Source organism: Herbaspirillum sp. GW821-FHT09A12 (genome assembly GCF_059418325.1).
This window is the reverse complement of sequence record NZ_JBWKPR010000009.1, coordinates 132,985-151,582: the sequence shown is the minus strand read 5'-3', so window position 1 is coordinate 151,582 and position 18,598 is coordinate 132,985. Positions and strand designations below refer to the sequence as shown.

At 66.2% G+C, this 18,598-nt stretch carries 18 protein-coding genes; 15 read left to right on the top strand and 3 right to left on the bottom strand.

Annotated elements, in window-relative coordinates; translation table 11 throughout:
• Positions 1-225: 225 nt before the first annotated feature.
• The 10 genes from AC07N6_RS18035 to ettA all read left to right on the top strand — a co-directional run bounded on the left by AC07N6_RS18035 (position 226) and on the right by ettA (position 11,249).
• Positions 226-921 carry a FadR/GntR family transcriptional regulator gene (locus AC07N6_RS18035; protein WP_494781312.1) on the top strand — a complete coding sequence of 232 codons (696 nt, stop codon included), beginning with the start codon at positions 226-228 and terminating at the stop codon, positions 919-921.
• Between the two features lie 96 nt (positions 922-1,017).
• Positions 1,018-2,679, top strand: a complete 1,662-nt coding sequence (locus tag AC07N6_RS18030) for an ABC transporter substrate-binding protein (protein ID WP_494781313.1) — start codon at positions 1,018-1,020, stop codon at positions 2,677-2,679.
• Between the two features lie 111 nt (positions 2,680-2,790).
• Positions 2,791-3,744, top strand: a complete 954-nt coding sequence (locus tag AC07N6_RS18025; RefSeq protein ID WP_494781314.1) for an ABC transporter permease — start codon at positions 2,791-2,793, stop codon at positions 3,742-3,744.
• A 1-nt stretch (position 3,745) separates the two neighbouring features.
• Complete coding sequence (locus tag AC07N6_RS18020; protein ID WP_494781315.1) at positions 3,746-4,666, top strand: ABC transporter permease; 921 nt, start codon at positions 3,746-3,748, stop codon at positions 4,664-4,666.
• The gene (locus AC07N6_RS18015; RefSeq protein ID WP_494781316.1) at positions 4,663-5,778 is read left to right on the top strand and encodes an ABC transporter ATP-binding protein; all 1,116 of its coding nucleotides are present in this window, start codon (positions 4,663-4,665) and stop codon (positions 5,776-5,778) included. The genes AC07N6_RS18020 and AC07N6_RS18015 overlap by 4 nt, the downstream gene beginning before the upstream one ends.
• On the top strand, positions 5,771-6,766 hold the full coding sequence (locus AC07N6_RS18010; protein WP_494781317.1) for an ABC transporter ATP-binding protein: 996 nt from the start codon (positions 5,771-5,773) through the stop codon (positions 6,764-6,766). The genes AC07N6_RS18015 and AC07N6_RS18010 overlap by 8 nt, the downstream gene beginning before the upstream one ends.
• 67 nt (positions 6,767-6,833) lie before the next feature.
• Positions 6,834-8,027: an amidase gene (locus AC07N6_RS18005; RefSeq protein WP_494781318.1), complete on the top strand. Its 1,194-nt coding sequence runs from the start codon at positions 6,834-6,836 to the stop codon at positions 8,025-8,027.
• The gene (locus AC07N6_RS18000) at positions 8,014-8,553 is read left to right on the top strand and encodes an ureidoglycolate lyase (RefSeq protein ID WP_494781319.1); all 540 of its coding nucleotides are present in this window, start codon (positions 8,014-8,016) and stop codon (positions 8,551-8,553) included. The genes AC07N6_RS18005 and AC07N6_RS18000 overlap by 14 nt, the downstream gene beginning before the upstream one ends.
• 106 nt (positions 8,554-8,659) lie before the next feature.
• On the top strand, positions 8,660-9,532 hold the full coding sequence (rarD, locus tag AC07N6_RS17995; protein WP_494781320.1) for an EamA family transporter RarD: 873 nt from the start codon (positions 8,660-8,662) through the stop codon (positions 9,530-9,532).
• A 34-nt stretch (positions 9,533-9,566) separates the two neighbouring features.
• Positions 9,567-11,249 (top strand): energy-dependent translational throttle protein EttA, encoded by a 1,683-nt coding sequence (gene ettA / locus AC07N6_RS17990; protein WP_494781321.1) that lies wholly within the window; start codon positions 9,567-9,569, stop codon positions 11,247-11,249.
• 238 nt (positions 11,250-11,487) lie between these two features.
• Here the strand turns inward: ettA and AC07N6_RS17985 are convergent, their stop codons facing one another.
• Positions 11,488-11,799: a hypothetical protein gene (locus tag AC07N6_RS17985; protein WP_494781322.1), complete on the bottom strand. Its 312-nt coding sequence runs from the start codon at positions 11,797-11,799 to the stop codon at positions 11,488-11,490.
• A 21-nt stretch (positions 11,800-11,820) separates the two neighbouring features.
• Here AC07N6_RS17985 and AC07N6_RS17980 point away from each other — a divergent pair, with 21 nt between their 5' ends.
• From AC07N6_RS17980 to hisC, 5 genes are all read left to right on the top strand, one after another.
• Positions 11,821-12,111, top strand: a complete 291-nt coding sequence (locus AC07N6_RS17980; protein ID WP_494781323.1) for a hypothetical protein — start codon at positions 11,821-11,823, stop codon at positions 12,109-12,111.
• Between the two features lie 271 nt (positions 12,112-12,382).
• Positions 12,383-13,297, top strand: coding sequence for a ketopantoate/pantoate/pantothenate transporter PanS (panS, locus tag AC07N6_RS17975; RefSeq protein ID WP_494781324.1), 915 nt, complete (start codon positions 12,383-12,385; stop codon positions 13,295-13,297).
• Between the two features lie 235 nt (positions 13,298-13,532).
• Complete coding sequence (locus AC07N6_RS17970) at positions 13,533-14,819, top strand: branched-chain amino acid ABC transporter substrate-binding protein (RefSeq protein ID WP_494781325.1); 1,287 nt, start codon at positions 13,533-13,535, stop codon at positions 14,817-14,819.
• 10 nt (positions 14,820-14,829) lie between these two features.
• A complete protein-coding gene (locus tag AC07N6_RS17965; RefSeq protein ID WP_494781326.1) occupies positions 14,830-15,426 on the top strand; it encodes a putative pterin-binding protein in 597 nt (198 codons plus the stop codon).
• Between the two features lie 134 nt (positions 15,427-15,560).
• Positions 15,561-16,637 carry a histidinol-phosphate transaminase gene (gene hisC / locus AC07N6_RS17960; protein ID WP_494781327.1) on the top strand — a complete coding sequence of 359 codons (1,077 nt, stop codon included), beginning with the start codon at positions 15,561-15,563 and terminating at the stop codon, positions 16,635-16,637.
• Between the two features lie 22 nt (positions 16,638-16,659).
• On the opposite strand, the gene AC07N6_RS17955 is transcribed toward hisC, so the two are convergent.
• Together AC07N6_RS17955 and AC07N6_RS17950 are read right to left on the bottom strand one after the other, a co-directional pair.
• Positions 16,660-17,871, bottom strand: coding sequence for a YbfB/YjiJ family MFS transporter (locus AC07N6_RS17955; RefSeq protein WP_494781328.1), 1,212 nt, complete (start codon positions 17,869-17,871; stop codon positions 16,660-16,662).
• An 89-nt stretch (positions 17,872-17,960) separates the two neighbouring features.
• The gene (locus tag AC07N6_RS17950) at positions 17,961-18,578 is read right to left on the bottom strand and encodes an HD-GYP domain-containing protein (RefSeq protein ID WP_494781329.1); all 618 of its coding nucleotides are present in this window, start codon (positions 18,576-18,578) and stop codon (positions 17,961-17,963) included.
• Positions 18,579-18,598: the final 20 nt, after the last annotated feature.

The window sequence follows — 18,598 nt, the reverse complement described above, 5'->3', positions numbered from 1 at the left end:
TGACAGCGGCGTTTTCTTTTGCGGGCGGCGGATGCGCGCCTCGCCTGCGGCATTCCCAACTTGGCGCACGCCTTCCCTGGCGCGCACATTCTTGGCGCTGGACGGCCCGCATCCGCGGCATCGGCCCCCGCATTTTCCCGCGCCATGGCTCGCCGGCGTTTGGCACGCTAATTGCTGATCCCGCTGTCGCGGTCTGACCAGTCAGGCCGGGAGAGGATTGCATCCATGAGCATGCCCAACATCGCAGCGCAGACCTTGCAGCGGCAGATCCTGTCGGGGACCTATCGGCCCGGCGAGATGCTGCCCAGCCAGCGCGAGCTGTCGGAGTCCATGGGCATCAGCCGGGCGTCGCTGCGCGAGGCGCTGTCGATGCTGGAGGCGCTCGGCTTCATCCGTTCGGTGCCGGGCAAGGGCACGCTGGTGGCCGAGCGGCAGGCCGGGCGCGTGACGCCGCCGCCGTTGCCGGCCCCAGCCGCCGGAGCGGCCGCGCCCGACATGGAACTGGCCGCCACCTTCCAGCTGCGCTATGTACTGGAGCCGGCCGCCGCCGCGCTCGCGGCGCGCCATATCAATGCGCACGCCACGCCGCGCCTGTGGGGCATCCAGGCGCGCTTCGAAGACGCGCTGAAGAACCTCGACCTGGTCAGCGCCTCGCATGCCGACCTCGAATTCCACCAGTTGATCGCCGAACTTTCCGGCAACCCCGGTTTCGTGCAGGTAGTGCGCCAGTTCGAGAACCCGATCAGCCACAGCCTGCGGGTGCCCTTCGCCGATCCCGAGCGCATCTGGGCGCCGGCCGCGGAGCATCGCGCCATCGCCGCCGCGATCTCGGCGGGCGACGCCGACACCGCGCGGCGCGCCATGCAGCAACATCTGGTCAACGCCGCCGCCCGCGTCGAACTGGCGTTCATTCCTCCCTGACATGTTGCCGTTGCCGGTTTCTTGCGTTACCCGCCTCTGCCGTCCGTTTCATCTGTCGTCGTTTCCACCGCCACACCAACAAAGGAAAGCACTGATATGAAATTCCCGCAAACCGCAACCTTGACGCTGGCCTGCAGCCTGGCCTTCGGCGCGTTCGCTTCATTGGCCGCGATGCCCGCGCATGCCGAGAAGGTGCTGCGCATCGCCATGACCGCCGGCGACATCCCGCGCACGCTGGGCCAGCCCGACCAGGGCTTCGAGGGCAACCGCTTCACCGGCATCCCGATGTACGACGGCCTGACGCAATGGGATTTGTCCAAGGCCGACCGCGCCAGCGAACTGATCCCCGACCTCGCGCTGTCGTGGGCGGTGGACGCCAAGGACAAGACCAAGTGGATCTTCAAGTTGCGCCCCGGCGTGAAGTTCCATGACGGCTCCGCCTTCAATGCCGACGCCGTGGTGTGGAACGTCAACAAGGTGCTGGACAAGAACGCCCCGCAGTTCGATCCCAGCCAGGTCGGCGTGACCGCCTCGCGCATGCCCACGCTGCGTTCGGCCAGGAAGATCGACGACATGACGGTCGAGCTGACCACCTCCGAGCCGGATTCCTTCCTGCCGATCAACCTGACCAACCTGTTCATGGCCTCGCCCGCGCAGTGGGAGAAGAAGCTGGCCGCGGTGCCGGCCTCGGTCGCCGACAAGGCCGAGCGCAGCAAGCAGGCCTGGGCCGCGTTCGCCGCCGATGCTTCCGGCACCGGACCGTTCAAGATGAGCAAGTTCGTCGCGCGCGAGCGGCTGGAAGTGGTCAAGAACGACGGCTACTGGGATGCCCATCGCCGTCCCAGGATCGACCGCGTGGTGATGCTGCCGCTGCCTGAAGCCAACTCGCGCACCGCCGCCCTGATGTCGGGCCAGGTCGACTGGATCGAAGCGCCGGCGCCGGATGCGCTGGACGCCATCAAGGGCCGCGGCTTCAAGATCTATTCCAACCCGCAGCCGCATGTGTGGCCATGGCAGCTGTCCTTCGCGCCCGGCTCGCCCTGGCTGGACAAGCGCGTGCGCTACGCCGCCAACCTGTGCATCAACCGCCCCGCGATGAAGCAGCTGCTGGGCGGCCTGATGGGCGAGGCCACCGGTACGGTGGAGCCCGGCCATCCGTGGCGCGGCAATCCTACTTTCCAGATCAAATATGATCCGGCCGCCGCCAAGAAGCTGATGGCCGAAGCCGGTTATTCGGCCGCCAAGCCGCTGGCGGTGAAGGTGCAGATCTCGGCCTCCGGCTCGGGCCAGATGCAGCCGCTGCCGATGAACGAATTCATGCAGCAGAACCTGAAGGAATGCTTCTTCGACGTGCAGTTCGACGTGGTCGAGTGGAACACGCTCTACACCAACTGGCGCATCGGCGCCAAGGATCCGAGCGCGCACGGCGCCAACGCCACCAACGTCAGCTTCGCCTCGATGGATCCGTTCTTCGCGATGGTGCGCTTCGTCGACACCAAGGCCGCGCCGCCGACCTCCAACAACTGGGGCTTCTACAGCAATCCGGAGGTCGATGCGCTGATCGCCAAGGCCCGCACCACCTTCGAGCCCAAGCAGCGCGACGCCCTGCTGGCCCAACTGCACGCCAAGATCGTGGATGAGGCGCCGTTCGTCTGGGTGGCGCACGACACCGGCCCGCGCGCCATCTCGGCCAAGGTCAAGGGCGTGGTGCAGCCGCAGAGCTGGTTCATCGACATCGCCACCATGAGCATGGACTGATGGCGCGGGCGCGGCGCCGGTCAGCTGTCCGGCGCCGCATCGGCAATCCTTTCTACCCAATGCCGTCGGCGCGCTGAAGGTGGCGCATGCCGGCGGCAGGCAAGAGGCATCATGATTTCCTACCTGCTCCGCCGTGTGTTGTACGCCTTGCCCATCATGCTGGGCGTGGCCTTCCTGTGCTTCATGCTGGTCCATATCGCGCCCGGCGATCCGCTGGCGTCGATCCTGCCGCCGGACGCGTCGGCCGACCTGCAAAAACAGCTGATGGAGCTGTACGGCTTCAACCGCAGCTATCCCGAACAATTTTCCAGCTGGGTCTGGCGCGCGCTGCACGGCGACCTCGGCAGCTCGATCGCCAGCGGCCGGCCGGTGGCCGCCGAAGTGTGGAAAGCGGTCGGCAACACCTTCATGCTGGCGGCCATGGCCACCGCCATCGGTTTCCTCTTCGGCGCCCTGTTCGGCTTCGTTGCCGGCTACTTCCGCAACTCCTGGATCGACCGCGCGGCATCGCTCATCTCGGTAGTCGGCGTCTCGGTGCCGCACTACTGGCTGGGCATGGTGCTGGTGATCATCTTCTCGTCCAAGCTGATGTGGTTGCCGGCCACCGGCGCCGGCCCGGACGGTTCCGGCGCCTGGATCTGGGACCTGGAGCATATGAAATACCTGCTGATGCCGGCGGTCACGATGTCCTTCATCCCGATGGGCATCATCGCGCGCACCGTGCGCGCGCTGGTGGCCGATATTCTGTCGCAGGAGTTCGTGGTCGGCCTGAAGGCGCGCGGCCTGTCGGAGTTCGGCGTGTTGCGCCATGTGGTCAAGAACGCCGCGCCCACCGCGCTGGCGGTGATGGGCCTGCAACTGGGCTACCTGCTGGGCGGCTCGATCCTGATCGAGACCGTGTTCTCCTGGCCCGGCACCGGCTTCCTGCTGAACCAGGCGATCTTCCAGCGCGACCTGCCGCTGTTGCAGGGGACCATCCTGGTGCTGGCCCTGTTCTTCGTCGGACTCAACCTGCTGGTCGACATCCTGCAGACCATCTTCGACCCACGCATCGAGCGAGCCTGACATGAATCTCTCCGCCAATTCCGCTGCTTCCGCTGCCTCCGGCGTGCCGGCCGCCGCCGCGCCTGTCGCCGCTTACCGCCGTTCGCGCGGGCACTGGGCCAACGTCGGCGCGCGCCTGGTGCGCAACCCGGCGGCGATGATCGCCGGCGCCGTGCTGCTGGCGCTGGTGGTCATGGCCATCGCCGCGCCCTGGCTGATGCCGGCCGATCCCTTCGCCACCTCGATGTTCGCGCGCCTGAAACCGATCGGCACCGCCGGCCACCTGCTGGGCACCGACGAGCTCGGGCGCGACCTGTTCTCGCGGCTGATCCTGGGCGGCCGGCTGTCGCTGTTCATGGGCATCACGCCGGTGCTGCTGGCCTTCGCCATCGGCAGCGCGCTGGGCATCCTGGCCGGTTACGCCGGCGGCATCGTCAACACGCTGGTGATGCGCGCCATCGACATCCTCTACGCCTTTCCCTCGGTACTGCTGGCCATCGCCTTGTCGGGGGCGCTGGGCGCCGGCATCGTCAACGCCCTGACCTCGCTGACCATTGTCTTCGTGCCGCAGATCGCGCGCATCGCCGAGAGCGTGACCACCCAGGTGCGGCGCAGCGATTACGTCGACGCGGCGCGCGCCTCCGGCGCCGGCGCCTTCACCATCGTGCGCGCGCATGTGCTGGGCAACGTGCTGGGGCCGATCTTCGTCTATTCCACCAGCCTGATCTCGGTATCGATGATCCTGGCCTCGGGTTTGTCCTTCCTCGGGCTGGGTGTCAAGCCGCCGGAACCGGAATGGGGCCTGATGCTCAACACCCTGCGCACCGCCATCTATACCCAACCGTGGGTGGCGGCGCTGCCGGGCGCCTTCATCTTCGTCACGTCGATTTCCTTCAACATGCTGTCCGACGGCCTGCGTTCGGCCATGGAGGTCAAACAATGAGCCAGACCGCACATCCCCTGGCCACCGACGATCCGCGCGACGTCGGCGGCCCGCGCCAGCCTCTGCTGGGCGTACGCAAGCTGCTCAAGCATTTTCCGTTGAAGCGCCAGGGACTGCCGTTTTCTTCCGCGCCCGGGAGCGCGGTGCGCGCGGTCGACGGCGTGAGCTTCGACATCCTCAAGGGCGAGACCCTGGGCGTGGTCGGCGAATCCGGCTGCGGCAAGTCGACCACCGCGCGCGTGCTGATGCAGCTGATCGGGCAGGACAGCGGCGAGCTGGTGTTCGACGGCCAGACCGTGGGTTCGCGCGCGCTGCCGTTGCGCCAGTTCCGGCGCCAGGCGCAGATGGTGTTCCAGGACAGCTATTCGTCGCTCAACCCGCGCATGACCATCGAGGATTCGATCGCCTTCGCCCCCATCGTGCACGGCTTGCCGGCACGCCAGGCGATCACCCGCGCGCGCGACCTGCTGGCGCGCGTGGGCTTGCAGCCGGAGCGTTTCGCCGGCCGCTATCCGCACGAGCTTTCGGGCGGCCAGCGCCAGCGCGTCAATATCGCGCGCGCGCTGGCGCTGGAGCCGCGCCTGGTGATCCTGGACGAGGCGGTGTCGGCGCTGGACAAATCGGTGGAAGCGCAGGTGCTCAACCTGCTGCAAGACCTGAAGCAGGAGTTCGGCCTGACCTACCTCTTCATCAGCCACGACCTCAACGTGGTGCGCTTCATCTCCGACCGCGTGCTGGTGATGTACCTGGGCCAGGTGGTCGAGGTGGGGCCGGCCGAACAGGTCTTTGGCGCGCCCAGGCATCCCTACACGCGCGCGCTGCTGCAATCGATGCCGAGCATGGACCCGGCGCGCCGCACGCAGGAGGCGCCGCTGTCGGGCGACCCGCCCAACCCGATCGACCCGCCGTCCGGTTGCCGCTTCCACACGCGCTGCCAGTTCGCGCAGGAAGTCTGCAAGCAGCGCGCGCCGGCCTTTGCCGAGACGGCCGATGGCCACGGCGTGGCTTGCCTGCGCTATGAGGAGCTCGGCGGCTTCGGCGTCGCCGCCTCTGATACCTTCGACGCCGGCATGGCGTTGCCCGGCAACCCCAGGGAGGCCGCTCATGGCTGATTCGAACAGCATGGTCAGCCTGCGCGACTTGCGCGTGACCTTCAAGGCGCCGGGCAAGACCATCCGCGCGGTCAGCGGCGTCGACCTCGAGGTGCGCGCAGGCGAGGTGGTGGCGCTGATCGGCGAATCGGGCTCGGGCAAGAGCGTCACGCTGCGCTCCATCATGCGCCTGCACCCGGAGCGCCGCACCGTGATCGAGGGCGGGCTGGACGTGGCCGGGCAGGACGTGCTGAAGATGTCCTCCGGCGCGTTGTCGGCGCTGCGCGGCGCCACCGTGGCGATGATCTTCCAGGAGCCGCTGCTGGCGCTCGATCCGGTGTACACGGTCGGCCGGCAGATCGTCGAGACCATCCGCCGCCACCGCAAAGTGTCCGCCGCCGAGGCGCGCGCGCAGGCGCTGGCGCTGTTCGAGAAAGTGCGCATTCCCAGCCCCGAACGGCGGCTCGACGCCTATCCGCACGAGATGTCGGGCGGCATGCGCCAGCGCGCGATGATCGCCCTGGCGCTGTCGTGCTCGCCCAAGGTATTGCTGGCCGACGAACCGACCACCGCGCTCGACGCCACGGTGCAGATCCAGATCCTGTTGCTGCTGCGCGAGTTGCAGCGCGAGCTGGGGCTGTCCATCATCTTCGTCACGCACGACATCGGCGCGGCGGTGGAAGTGGCCGACCGCATCGCCGTGATGTATGCCGGACGCATCGTCGAGCAGGGGCCGGCGGCGCAGCTGCTGACCCAGCCGCGCCATCCCTATACCATGTCGCTGTTGCAAAGCCGCAGCCACGGCGCCATGCAGAAAGGCCAGCGGCTGCAGGCCATCGCCGGTTCGCCGCCTGATCTGGCCAACCTGCCGCCGGGCTGCGCCTTCGCCGAGCGCTGCGCGCATGCCGCCGCGGAGTGCCGCGTGCAGCAGCCGCCGGAGCAAGGGCTGGGGCCGGCGCATACCGTGCGCTGCCTGCGCGCGCACGAACTGCAATTCGCCGCGGCGTGATGCGCACCGACCCGCACCGACATGCAAGCCGCCGTATCCTATTGACACCCTCGTACAAGGAACCCGCATGACCGTCGACGCCGCAATCTCCGCACGCTGTTTCATCCCCTATCCCTTCGCCCCGGTGGCCGCCAGCGCCGACGGCCCGCTCGCCGGCCTGAGCTTCGCGGTGAAAGACATCTTCGATGTGGCCGGCTATCCGACCGGCTGCGGCAATCCGCACATGCTGGCGCTGTCGGGCATCAAGTCGCAATCGGCGGCGGCGGTGCAGGCGCTGGCGCAGGCCGGCGCGCGTTTCGTCGGCAAGGTCGGCACCGACGAACTGGCGTTTTCGATGAACGGCAAGAACGCCCATTTCGGCACCCCGCGCAACGGCGGCGCGCCCGGCCGCATCCCCGGCGGCTCCAGTTCCGGTTCGGCCTCGGCGGTGTCCAACGGGCTGGCCGATATCGCGCTGGGCACCGACACCGGCGGCTCGGTGCGCACCCCGGCCAGCCATTGCGGCCTGATCGGCCTGCGTCCCACGCATGCGCGGGTGTCGCTGGCCGGCGTGATGGACCTGGCGCCCGGCTTCGACACCTGCGGCTGGTTTGCGCGCGATATCCACACCTTCGCGCGCGTGGGCGAGGTACTGCTGGGCGAGGACGCCGTGGCGCTGCCGGAGACGCCGCGCGTGCTGGTGGCGGCCGATGTGCTGGCATTGTTGGCGCCGCGCGTGCAGGCGGTGTTTTCCGCGACCCTGGACCGGCTGGCCGGCGCCATTGGCACGCCGCAGTCGGTGAAGGCCGCGACGCCGTCCTTCGAGGCCCTGTACTGGGCGTTCCGCCACATCCAGGGCTACCAGGCCTGGCAGACCCATGGCGAGAATATCCGCCTCCACGATTTCCAGCTCGGCCCCGGCGTGGCCGAACGCTTCGCATGGTCGGCCACCATCACGCGCCAGCAGATGGAGCAGCACACGGCGGTGCAGCAGGCCTTCCGCGCAGACTTCACGCGCCTCCTGGGGCGCGACGGCGTGCTGCTGCTGCCCACGGTGCCGGATGTGGCGCCGCTCCTGACCGACTCCGAGCAGTCGCTGGAAAACTACCGCGACCAGGCCATCCGCATGCTGTGCCTGGCCGGGTTGTCGGGCTTCCCGCAGATTTCGCTGCCGCTGATGCGGCTCGACGATGCGCCGTTCGGTTTTTCGGTGATCGCGCCTCCCGGCAGCGACCGCTCGCTGATCCGTCTGGCGGCGAGGCTGGTGCATGAGTGCGCCTGAGGCGGCGCGGGCGGTGCGCACGGTCATTGCCCGCGCGCTGGCGCCGGCGTCCTTCGCGCCCTATGGCGACGTGATCGCGCCGGGCGGCAGCGAGCGCGACATCAACTTCGGCACCACGCGCCGCTTCGACGACGTGACGCGCCTGGATGTGGCCGAGGACGGCGGCCGGCCGTGCGTGGCGATCTTCCGCACCGGCGCCGGCACGCACCGCGCGCCGTATCCGCTGCGCGCCTTCGAGCGCCACCGGCTGGGCAGCCAGACCTTCGTGCCGATGGGCGCGAGCCGCTGCCTGGCGGTGCTGGCCGGCGGCGGCGATGCGCCGGACGAGGACGACATCGTCGCCTTCATCGTCGAGCCGGGGCAGGGCATCACCTTGAAGCGCGGCATCTGGCACCATCCGCTGATCACCATCGGCGCGGCCGACGTGCTGGTGATCGAGCGCCTGGCGCACGAGGAGGATTGCGAAGTGGTGGCGCTGCGCGGGCGCATCGAGGTGCGCCTGCCGGCATCCGCGGCGGCGGATTGAGCTGCGGCCAGCCGAAAAGGGCGAATCCTGCAATAATGTCGCCTCCCATCGGGCAGCTACGCCAACCATAACAAGGCCCGGTCTTTTTCCGATTTCCTGCGCCGCAATGCTCTACGCCATTTCCAGTTTCCTGCTGTGGGGACTGTTCCCGCTTTACTTCAAGATGCTCAAGGAGATTCCCTCCTTCGATATCGTCATCCATCGCCTGTTCTGGTCCTTCATATTCCTCACCGGGGTGCTGCTGTGGCGGCGCCAGTGGGCGTGGCTCAAGCGGGCCGCGCAACAACCGCGCGTGCTGCTCGGCTTCCTGTTGTCGGCGCTGCTGCTGTCGGGCAACTGGACCTTGTATGTATGGGCGGTCAACGCCGGGCGCATTGTCGACACCAGCCTGGGCTACTTCATGAGTCCGCTGGTGAGCGTCTTGCTGGGCTACCTGATCCTGAAGGAACGCATGCGGCCGCTGCAGTGGCTGGCGGTGCTCCTGGCGCTGGGGGCGGTGCTGTGGCTGACGGTCGCCAACGGCAGCCTGCCCTGGATCGGCCTGATCATCGCCGCCACCTTCGGGCTCTATGGCCTGCTGCGCAAGACCGCGCCGCTGGGCGCGCTGGAAGGCTTGTCGCTGGAGACGCTGATGATGCTGCCGCTGGTGCTGGCCTTGCTCGGCATCGATACCTGGCGCGGCAGCAACAGTTTTCTCACCGCCTCGCCCGGCGCGCAGGTACTGCTGGCGCTGTCGGGGCCGGTCACCGCGGTGCCGCTGCTGTTGTTCGCCCAGGCGGCGCGCCGCATTCCATTGTCGTTGTTGGGTTTGTTGCAATACATTTCGCCCACCATCCAGTTGCTGACCGGCGTGCTGATCTACGACGAGCCCTTCGCCGGCGATCGCGCGGTCGGTTTTAGCGTGATCTGGCTGGCGCTCGCGGTATACTCCGCCGAAGGCTTGTGGCGTCTCTGGCGCACCCGTGCGCAAACCGCCTAGCACACCCATCATTTCTTTCTTTGGCATCGTAAACATGGCTCAATACGTATTCACTATGAACCGCGTCGGCAAGATCGTGCCGCCGAAGCGGCAGATCCTGAAGGACATTTCGCTGTCCTTCTTCCCCGGCGCCAAGATCGGCGTGCTGGGCCTGAACGGCTCCGGCAAGTCGACCCTGCTCAAGATCATGGCCGGCATCGACAAGGAGATCGAAGGCGAAGCGATCCCGATGCCCAACCTCAACATCGGCTACCTGCCGCAGGAACCGCAGCTGGACGCCGAGAAGACCGTGCGCCAGGAAGTCGAGAGCGCGCTGGGCGAAGTGTTCGAAGCGCAGGCCAAGCTGGATGCCGTGTATGCCGCCTACGCCGAGGAAGACGCCGATTTCGACGCGCTGGCCACCGAGCAGGCGCGCCTGGAGGCAATCATCGCCGCCGCCGACGGCAATAGCCTGAACCAGCAGCTGGAAATGGCCGCCGACGCGCTGCGCCTGCCGCCGTGGGATGCCAAGGTGGGCGTGCTGTCGGGCGGCGAAAAGCGCCGCGTGGCGCTGTGCAAGCTGCTGCTGTCCAAGCTGCTGCTGTCCAAGCCCGACATGCTGTTGCTGGATGAACCGACCAACCACCTGGACGCCGAATCGGTGGACTGGCTGGAGCAGTTCCTGCAGCGCTTCCCGGGCACCGTGGTGGCCATCACCCACGACCGCTACTTCCTTGACAATGCCGCCGAGTGGATCCTGGAACTGGACCGCGGCCACGGCATTCCGTGGAAAGGTAATTACTCATCCTGGCTGGAGCAGAAGGAAGCCCGCCTGAAGCAGGAAGAGTCGAGCGAATCGGCGCGCCAGAAAACCATCGCCAAGGAACTGGAATGGGTGCGGCAAAACCCCAAGGGCCGCCAAGCCAAGAGCAAGGCGCGTCTGGCCCGCTTCAACGAACTCTCCGAACACGAATACCAGAAGCGCAACGAAACCCAGGAAATCTTCATTCCCGTGGCCGAGCGCTTGGGCAATGAAGTCATCGAGTTCAAGAACGTCAGCAAGGGCTACGGCGATCGCTTGCTGATCGACGACCTCAACTTCAAGATTCCGGCCGGCGCCATCGTTGGCATCATCGGCCCCAACGGCGCCGGTAAATCGACCCTGTTCCGCATGCTGGCGGGCCGCGAACAGCCGGATAGCGGCGAACTGGTGCTTGGCCCCACCGTCAAGATTTCGCTGGTCGACCAGTCGCGCGAGGATCTGGAAAACAAGAAGACCGTGTTCGAAGATGTCGCCGGCGGCGCCGATATCCTGACCGTGGGTCGTTTCGAAATGCCGTCGCGCGCCTATCTGGGACGCTTCAACTTCAAGGGCGGCGACCAGCAGAAGATCGTCGGCAACCTGTCCGGCGGCGAACGCGGCCGGCTGCACCTGGCCAAGACCCTGCTGCAGGGCGGCAATGTGCTGCTGCTGGATGAACCGTCCAACGACCTTGACGTGGAAACCTTGCGGGCGCTGGAAGATGCCTTGCTGGAGTTTGCGGGGACCGTGCTGGTGATTTCCCACGATCGCTGGTTCCTGGATCGTATTGCTACGCACATCATTGCGTTTGAGGGGGATTCGCAGGTTAGCTTCTTTGATGGCAACTATCAGGAGTATGAGGCGGACAAGAAGAAGCGGTTGGGTGAGGAGGCTGCCAAGCCTAAGCGGATTCGCTATAAGCCTGTTACTCGCTGATTTTTTTGTTTTGCTTTGATGGAGACGCCGCTGATGTTTAGCGGCGTTTTTGTTTTTGGGTAGTCTGGTCTTGTTGTGTGTTGGTGTTCGGGAGTTGGGTAGTCTGGTCTTGCTGCGTTCTGATGCTCTGGCTTTATTGGGTTGTCTCTCCGGTCGGAGGGGAGCGCCGGGGGCGGCCCGGCAGCCGCTCACTTTCTTTGCTTCGCCAAAGAAAGTAAGCAAAGAAAGGCGACCGCAACTACCCAGCCCCTTCGGGGTCCCCGCCGGAGCAGGCAAAAAAATGGGCAAGGCAGAGTCGCTTCGCTCCGACTGCCTTGCTGATCCATTTTTTTGCCCGCCCCGGCGGCTGGTTAGATGCGGACTTCTTGTCCGGCTCGCCTTCGGCCTCGCGGTGCTTGCTGCTCGCCTGCGGCTTCGGTGTTGTGGTTCGCGATTTTCTTTGGCGTCGTTCTGAGGAAACCATGGCGATCGTGAAAGATTTTTTCTTCAATGTAAAGAGTTGTAGAGATGCATGACGCCATCGCTGTGCGTCGCTAACATCGTCGAACATAAGAACACCGTGGGAGCGGCAATGAATCAGCGATATGGGATGGCGTGCATGACGGCGGCGTCGCTGCTGCTGGAGGCGTGCGCTTCGTCCGGACCAGTGACGCAGCTGGACCAGGATACCTACATGCTCACCGCCAGTTCGCGCTGGCACGGTAACGATGGCGTGGCTATCCAGGGGTTGCAGCAGGCCGATGCCTATTGCAAGAACCTGGGCGGGCGCATGCGGGTGGTTGGCAGCGAGCGCTCCGAGGGCGTGGTGGGTTTTTTGCCGCCCAAGGCGCTGATCACGTTCAAGTGCGACAAGGTTTCTTGAGAGTCGACGCCAGGCGCTTGCATCCGGTGTATTGCCGCTTCGGCAAGCAATCGCCGGCGCCGGCAGGATTTTCCGCGCGCGGGTAAAATCCCGTCCTTGCGCCCATAAGGCGTGATAACGAGAAGAGGCCTCCGCCGCATCGGGTGCGAGCCGAACCTGCCTGTCTGTTGTCCGCGCAACCCGCGATCATTATTTCCTATAACTAAACTAAACGCGCCTCCCATGTCTTTCACGAAAGATGGGGACAGTACTTACTCATCCGGATTTCATCATGCTCGCAACCATTACCCGCCTGTTTCCAGTGTGGGCGCTGCTGCTTTCGGCGGCAGCTTATTTCACTCCGCCGACCTTTACGCCGCTCGGCAAATATGTCACCCAGTTGTTGACCCTGATCATGCTGACCATGGGCGTGACGCTGACGGTCGATGACTTCAAGCGCATCATCAGGCGCCCGGCGCCGGTGGCCGCCGGCATCGTGCTGCATTACCTGGTCATGCCGCTGGCGGCGTGGGTCATCGCCAAGGCGTTGCGCATGCCGCCCGATCTCACCGCCGGCATGGTGCTGGTGGGCAGCGTCGCTTCCGGCACCGCTTCCAATGTGATGATCTATCTCTCGCGCGGCGATGTCGCGCTGTCGGTCACCATCTCTACGCTGTCGGCGCTGGTGTCGGTGTTCGCCACGCCGATGCTCACCGAGCTGTATGTGGATGCGTCGATCCACTTCGACGCGCATGCGATGCTGATGTCCATCGTGCAGATCGTGGTGGTGCCGATCGTGGTCGGCCTGGTGCTCAACATCTTCGCCGGCGGCTTCATCCGCCGTATCGAACCTTACCTGTCGCTGGTGTCGATGGTGGCGATCCTGCTGATCATCGCCGCCGTGGTGGCGGGCAGCCAGGCCAGCATCGCTTCGGTCGGGCTGGTGGTGCTGGTGGGCGTGATCCTGCACAACGGCCTGGGGCTGCTGGGCGGTTATTGGGGTGGCCGTTTGCTGGGTTTCGACGAGGCGATCTGCCGTACGCTGGCCATCGAGGTCGGGATGCAGAATTCCGGCCTGGCGGCGGCGCTGGGCAAGCTGTATTTCACGCCGGTGGCGGCGTTGCCGGGCGCATTGTTCTCGGTCTGGCACAACCTGTCGGGTTCGCTGCTGGCCGGTTATTGGCGCGGGCGCCCTCCGCGCGATTGACGTTGCCGCGATGTGTTGCCGCCCATGTCATGGGCGGAGAGGGCAAGAACGGGGCTGCGGCTCCGTTTTTGTTTTCGGAAAGCAATATTATTTCGATCCACTTCGATATTTCCAAAATATTTTCGCAGGGCGTATTCTTGCCGTTACCCAGCAGCTACCTTTCTTGCTTTTCAGGTCGGCCGCCAGCCCCACCAACTGCCTGGCGCGCGCTGCCGGCCAGGTTTTGGAGATGCACATGTCCCGCGTTTATTGTTCTGCCAGGCGTATCGCATTGGTTGTGCTTGTTTGCCTGTTACCGCTGCCGGGCCTGGCAGCGCCGGATGGCGATGGCCCGGTGAGGATCGTGCTGGTCGGTTTTTCCGGCGCCTTGAGCGGCGTGTCGGAGACGTTCGGCAAAAGCATGGCCAATGCCGCCGATATGGCGCTGGGCGAGATCAATCGCCAGCAAATCAGGATCGGCAACCAGCGCGTCTTTTTCCGCCTGTTGCGCCAGGATGACCGCAACGATCCCGAGACCGCCGTGGCGGTCGCCAGGCAATTGCTGCAGGCCAGGGTGGTGGCGGTGATCGGCACCTCCAACTCCACCACCGCGCAAGCCGTTGCCAAGATCTATTCCGATGCCGGCGTGCCCATGCTGACGCCGGCGGCGAGCGCGGCGTCCTTGAGCGAGCAGGGCAACCTCGGGTTTTTCCGCATGGTCGGGCGCGACGACCATGCGGCCGCCAACCTGGTCGATTATGCGGCGCGGACCATGGGGATCCGCCGTCTCGGGGTGGTGGATAACGGCTCCATGTTTGGCGTCGGCCTGGCCGCCAGCGTCATCGAGCATGCGCGCCAGGAGGGCATCACGGTGGTCGGACGCGAACGCGTCAGCTATACCAGCGACTTGCGGCAGGTGATCCGCGACATGAAGCGGCGCGGCGCCGAGGCTTTGTTCTTCGGCGGCTACAGCGCACAGTCGGTATTGTTGACCCAGCTGATCCACCAGGAAGGCGGCGGCATGCGGCTCTTGCTGGCTTCCAGCGGCGTGGCCGGGGCCACTTATCTGATCGCCGCGCGCTCGGCGGCCAACGGCGTGGTGGCCATCGAGTCCGGCATGCCGACCCAGGAAATGCCGGGCTGGCGGCATTTCGAGGCAGAGTATCACCAGCGCTTCGGCCTCAATATCTACGGCACGACGCCGTTCGCCTACGACGCCGCGCAGGTGCTGGTGGCGGCGATGCGCCAGTCCAACAGCCTCAATCCGCGCACGCTGATCGAGACGTTGCACAAGATCGTCTTCAAGGGAATGACGGGGACGGTGGCGTTCGAGGCCGACGGCGATCCGCGCACCCCCGTCTTCACGGTCTACGAGGGACGGGAGCAGCGCTGGATGGCGTTGAAGACATATGAGGGCTACCCGGCCGCCGTCGCCAAAATATCGGCCGATGCAATGGAGACGCCCGCCGCCAATCCCGACGCCAGGAAGTCCTACCATGTCGGCGCCGCATCGGATAAGCCGATCCCCGAGCCGCGCCATTGAAAGGATGTACATGAAGAAACGGGATTTCCTGCGCACCGCCGCGTCGGCGCTGGCGGCCACAGCCGCCGCACCGGCCATGGCCGGCGGCAAGCGGACGCCGGCCGGCCCGGTGCTGCTGACGGTCACCGGCGAGATTACCGCGCCCAACCGCGGCCCCATCGATCCGGCGCTGGACCGGATGATGCACAAGCAGAAGCTGGAATTCGACAAGGCCCGCACCTTCGACTTCGCCGCGCTGGCGGCGCTGCCGGCGGTCGACATCCGCCCCACGCTGGAATACGACGGCAAGCGCCATGCGCTGCGCGGCCCGTTGCTGGCCGAGGTGATGCGTGCGGCCGGCGCCGACCCGAATGCGGAAGGCTACGTCCTGCGCGCCATCGATGGCTATGCCGTGATGGTGCCGCGCGAGGATGCCTTGAAGTACCGTTTCATCGTCGCCACCCATCTGGACGGCAAGCCGATGCCGCTGGGCGGGCTGGGGCCGCTGTGGGCGGTGTATGAGGCCGACCGTTTTCCCGAGATGGCCGCGCGTCCGGTGACGGAGCGCTTCGGCCTGTGCCCCTGGGGCATCTATCACATCGCCGTGCGCAAGAACGCCAAGGGCTGAGCGCGGCGCGCCGGCGCTTTGCCGCCCCCATTTCTGAGAATCCTGCCGCGGCGGCTGCCGTCGGTAGCGCCAAGTTTGCTACCATCTGCGTTTCTTCTTCCATTTCCGATTGCCCTTCGCGGGCCGATTTCCCCATGAGCAAGTTCTGGAGTCCCATCGTCAGTCGCCTGACGCCTTATACGCCGGGCGAGCAGCCCAGGATCGCCAACCTGGTCAAGCTCAATACCAACGAGAACCCCTACGGGCCGTCGCCGCGCGCGCTCGAGGCGATCGCGCGCGAAGTGGGCGACAGCCTGCGCCTGTATCCCAATCCCGATGCCGAGCCGCTCAAGCTGGCCATCGCCCGTCGCCATGCCGCCGATGGCATCACGGCGCGCGAAGTGTTTGTCGGCAACGGCTCCGACGAAGTGCTGGCGCATGCCTTCCATGCGCTGCTCCAGCATGGCAAGCCGATCCTGTTCCCGGACATCACTTACAGCTTCTATCCGACCTACTCCGGCCTGTACCAGGTCGAATACCGGGCGGTGCCGCTGGCCGACGACTTCACGCTGCGCGCCGACGACTATCTCGGCCACGGCGACGCCATCGGCGGCATCATCTTCCCCAATCCGAACGCTCCCACCGGCTGCCTGTTGCCGCTGGCCGAGGTCGAGCGCATCGTGCGGGGCAACCCGCAACGCGTGGTGGTGGTGGATGAGGCCTACATCGATTTCGGCGGCGACAGCGCGATCCCGCTGGTGCGGCGTTATCCCAACCTGCTGGTGGTGCAGACGCTGTCCAAGTCGCGCTCGCTGGCCGGCATGCGGGTCGGTTTTGCCATCGGCCATGCCGACCTGATCGATGCGCTGGAGCGGGTGAAGAACAGCTTCAACTCCTATCCGCTGGACCGCCCGGCGATCGCCGGCGCCACTGCCGCCATCGAGGATGAGGAATATTTCAGGAAGACTTGCGGCATGGTCATCGCCAGCCGCGAGAAGCTGGTCGCCTCGCTGGCGCAGCTCGGTTTCGAGGTGCTGCCCTCGGCCGCCAACTTCGTGTTCGCGCGCCATCCGCGGCACGACGCGGCGCAACTGGCGGCGTCCCTGCGCGGCGACGGCATCATCGTGCGCCACTTCGGCAGCGCGCGCATCAGCCAGTTCCTGCGCATCACCATCGGCACCGACGAGGCTTGCGGCACGCTGGTGGCTGCTTTGCAGCGCCACCTTTCCTGAGACGCCCTGGTTTAATCCCGTTTTACTTTGCCAGCGGCCGCTGCCGCCATGCGATCAGCGCGCCCGCCAGCAGCGTCAACGCCGAGAACATCAGCCCGCGTTGCAATCCGCCCGCGCCATCGGCGATCCAGCCGACGATGGTGGGGCCGACGATCTGCCCTGCGGCGAAGATGATGGTGAAGGCGCTGATGCCGGCCGGCCAGTCGGCCTGCGGCAGGTTGTGCCGCACCATCGCGGTGGTGGAGGCCACCGCCGACAGGAAGCAGGCGCCGAACAGGATGCCCGAGGCGAACACCGCCGCCGCTTGGCCGGTGAGGGCCGGGATCAGCGTGGCCACGCATAGCAGCGCGTTGAGGATGGCCAGTGACTGGCCGCCGCGGAAGCGGTCCAGCATGCGCGCCCAGATGCGCGACGAGGCGAAGGTGGCGACCCCCAGCAGCGTGAAGAACAGCGTGATGCGCTGGGGCGCCATGCCTTGTTCCTTGAGCAGCGCGATGACGAAGGTCATGTAGCCGATATAGCCGAGCCCGAAAAACAAATATCCAGCCAGGCCGAAGATCAGGCTGCGCGGCGTGAAGCTGCCGCCTGCCGACGCCTGCGCGGCGGGCGCCGGGATATGGCGCGCCGGCAGCGACATGAATACGCTGGCCACCAGCGCCAGCGCGCCCAGCAGCAGCCAGGCCCATTGCCAGGGATGCGCCGCGCCGTGTGCGGCGGCCGCTTGCATGACTACCGGCACCGTCAGCGAGGCCACGGCGATACCGATGCCGGTGCCGCCGTAATACAGCCCCAGCAGCAATCCCGCGCGTTGTGGGTGCAATGCCGCCAGGCGGCTGACCAGCAAGCCGCCGGCGACGAAGAGGAAGGCGCTGGTGATGCCGGTGGCCACACGCAGCGCGAGTTGCGCGGCGGTGTCGGTGGCGAAACCGGGGACGAAGGTCAGCAATGCGGTAGCGAAGGCGCCGCCGATCAGCACGCGATGCGCCATGTAGCGCCGCATCAGCCATGGCGTGATGAGCGCGCCCAGCAGGTAGCCCAGCGCGTTGCCGGTATTCATGCCGCCGGCGACCAGGTAAGGCCAGCCGAGGTCGGCGCGCATCGGCGCCAGCAGCAGCGCGTAGGAAAAGCGCGCCACGCCCAGGGCGATGGCGGTGCCCAGCGACAAGGCCAGCGCGGTCAGGATGGGATGGCGCAGGATGAAGTCGTGCGGGGCGGGGGCGGTGGTGGCGGACATGGGCTGGCGTCTCCGAAGCCTGCGGCCTCATTTTATGTGCGCCAAGTTTAGCCCAAATGGGGCCGGCGCCGCTTTGCCGATGCAGTTGCTTATGCGGCCGCGCGGCTGCTTTCGACGTCGATTTCTGCGACTACCTGGAGGCAGGCTGCAACGACCAGCGGGTCGAGGCGGGTTCCGCTCTGGCGGCGGATCTCGTCGAGCGCCACGGCCATGCCCAGCGATTTGCGGTAAGGGCGGTCGGCCGAGATCGATTCGACGATGTCGGACACCGTCAGGATGCGCGACTCCAGCGCAATGGACTCCGCCGTGACGCCGCGCGGATAGCCGCTGCCGTCGAGATATTCATGATGGCACCAGACAATCTCGGCCAGGTTGAAGGGGAAGCTGATTTGCTTGAGGATGTCGTAGCCGGCCTGCACATGCGTCTTGAGCAGCGCGTATTCCTCGTCGGTGATGCGGCCGGGTTTGGTCAGCAGCGCCAGCGGTATCCTGGCCTTGCCGATGTCGTGCACTTGCGCCGCCATATGCAGGATGTCGATGCGCTCGCGCGGCAGGCCGAGGCGTTCGGCGATCTTCACGCATAGCGTGGCGGTGCGGTCTTCGTGGCTCGGCGTATAGCCGTCGGTGAGCCGATGCATGGCGACCAGCGCGTCGATGATTTCCTGGTAGATCGGGTTCTGGCGTGGGTTTGAGTCTGAGTCTGGCATGCGATTCCTGCGACATCGCA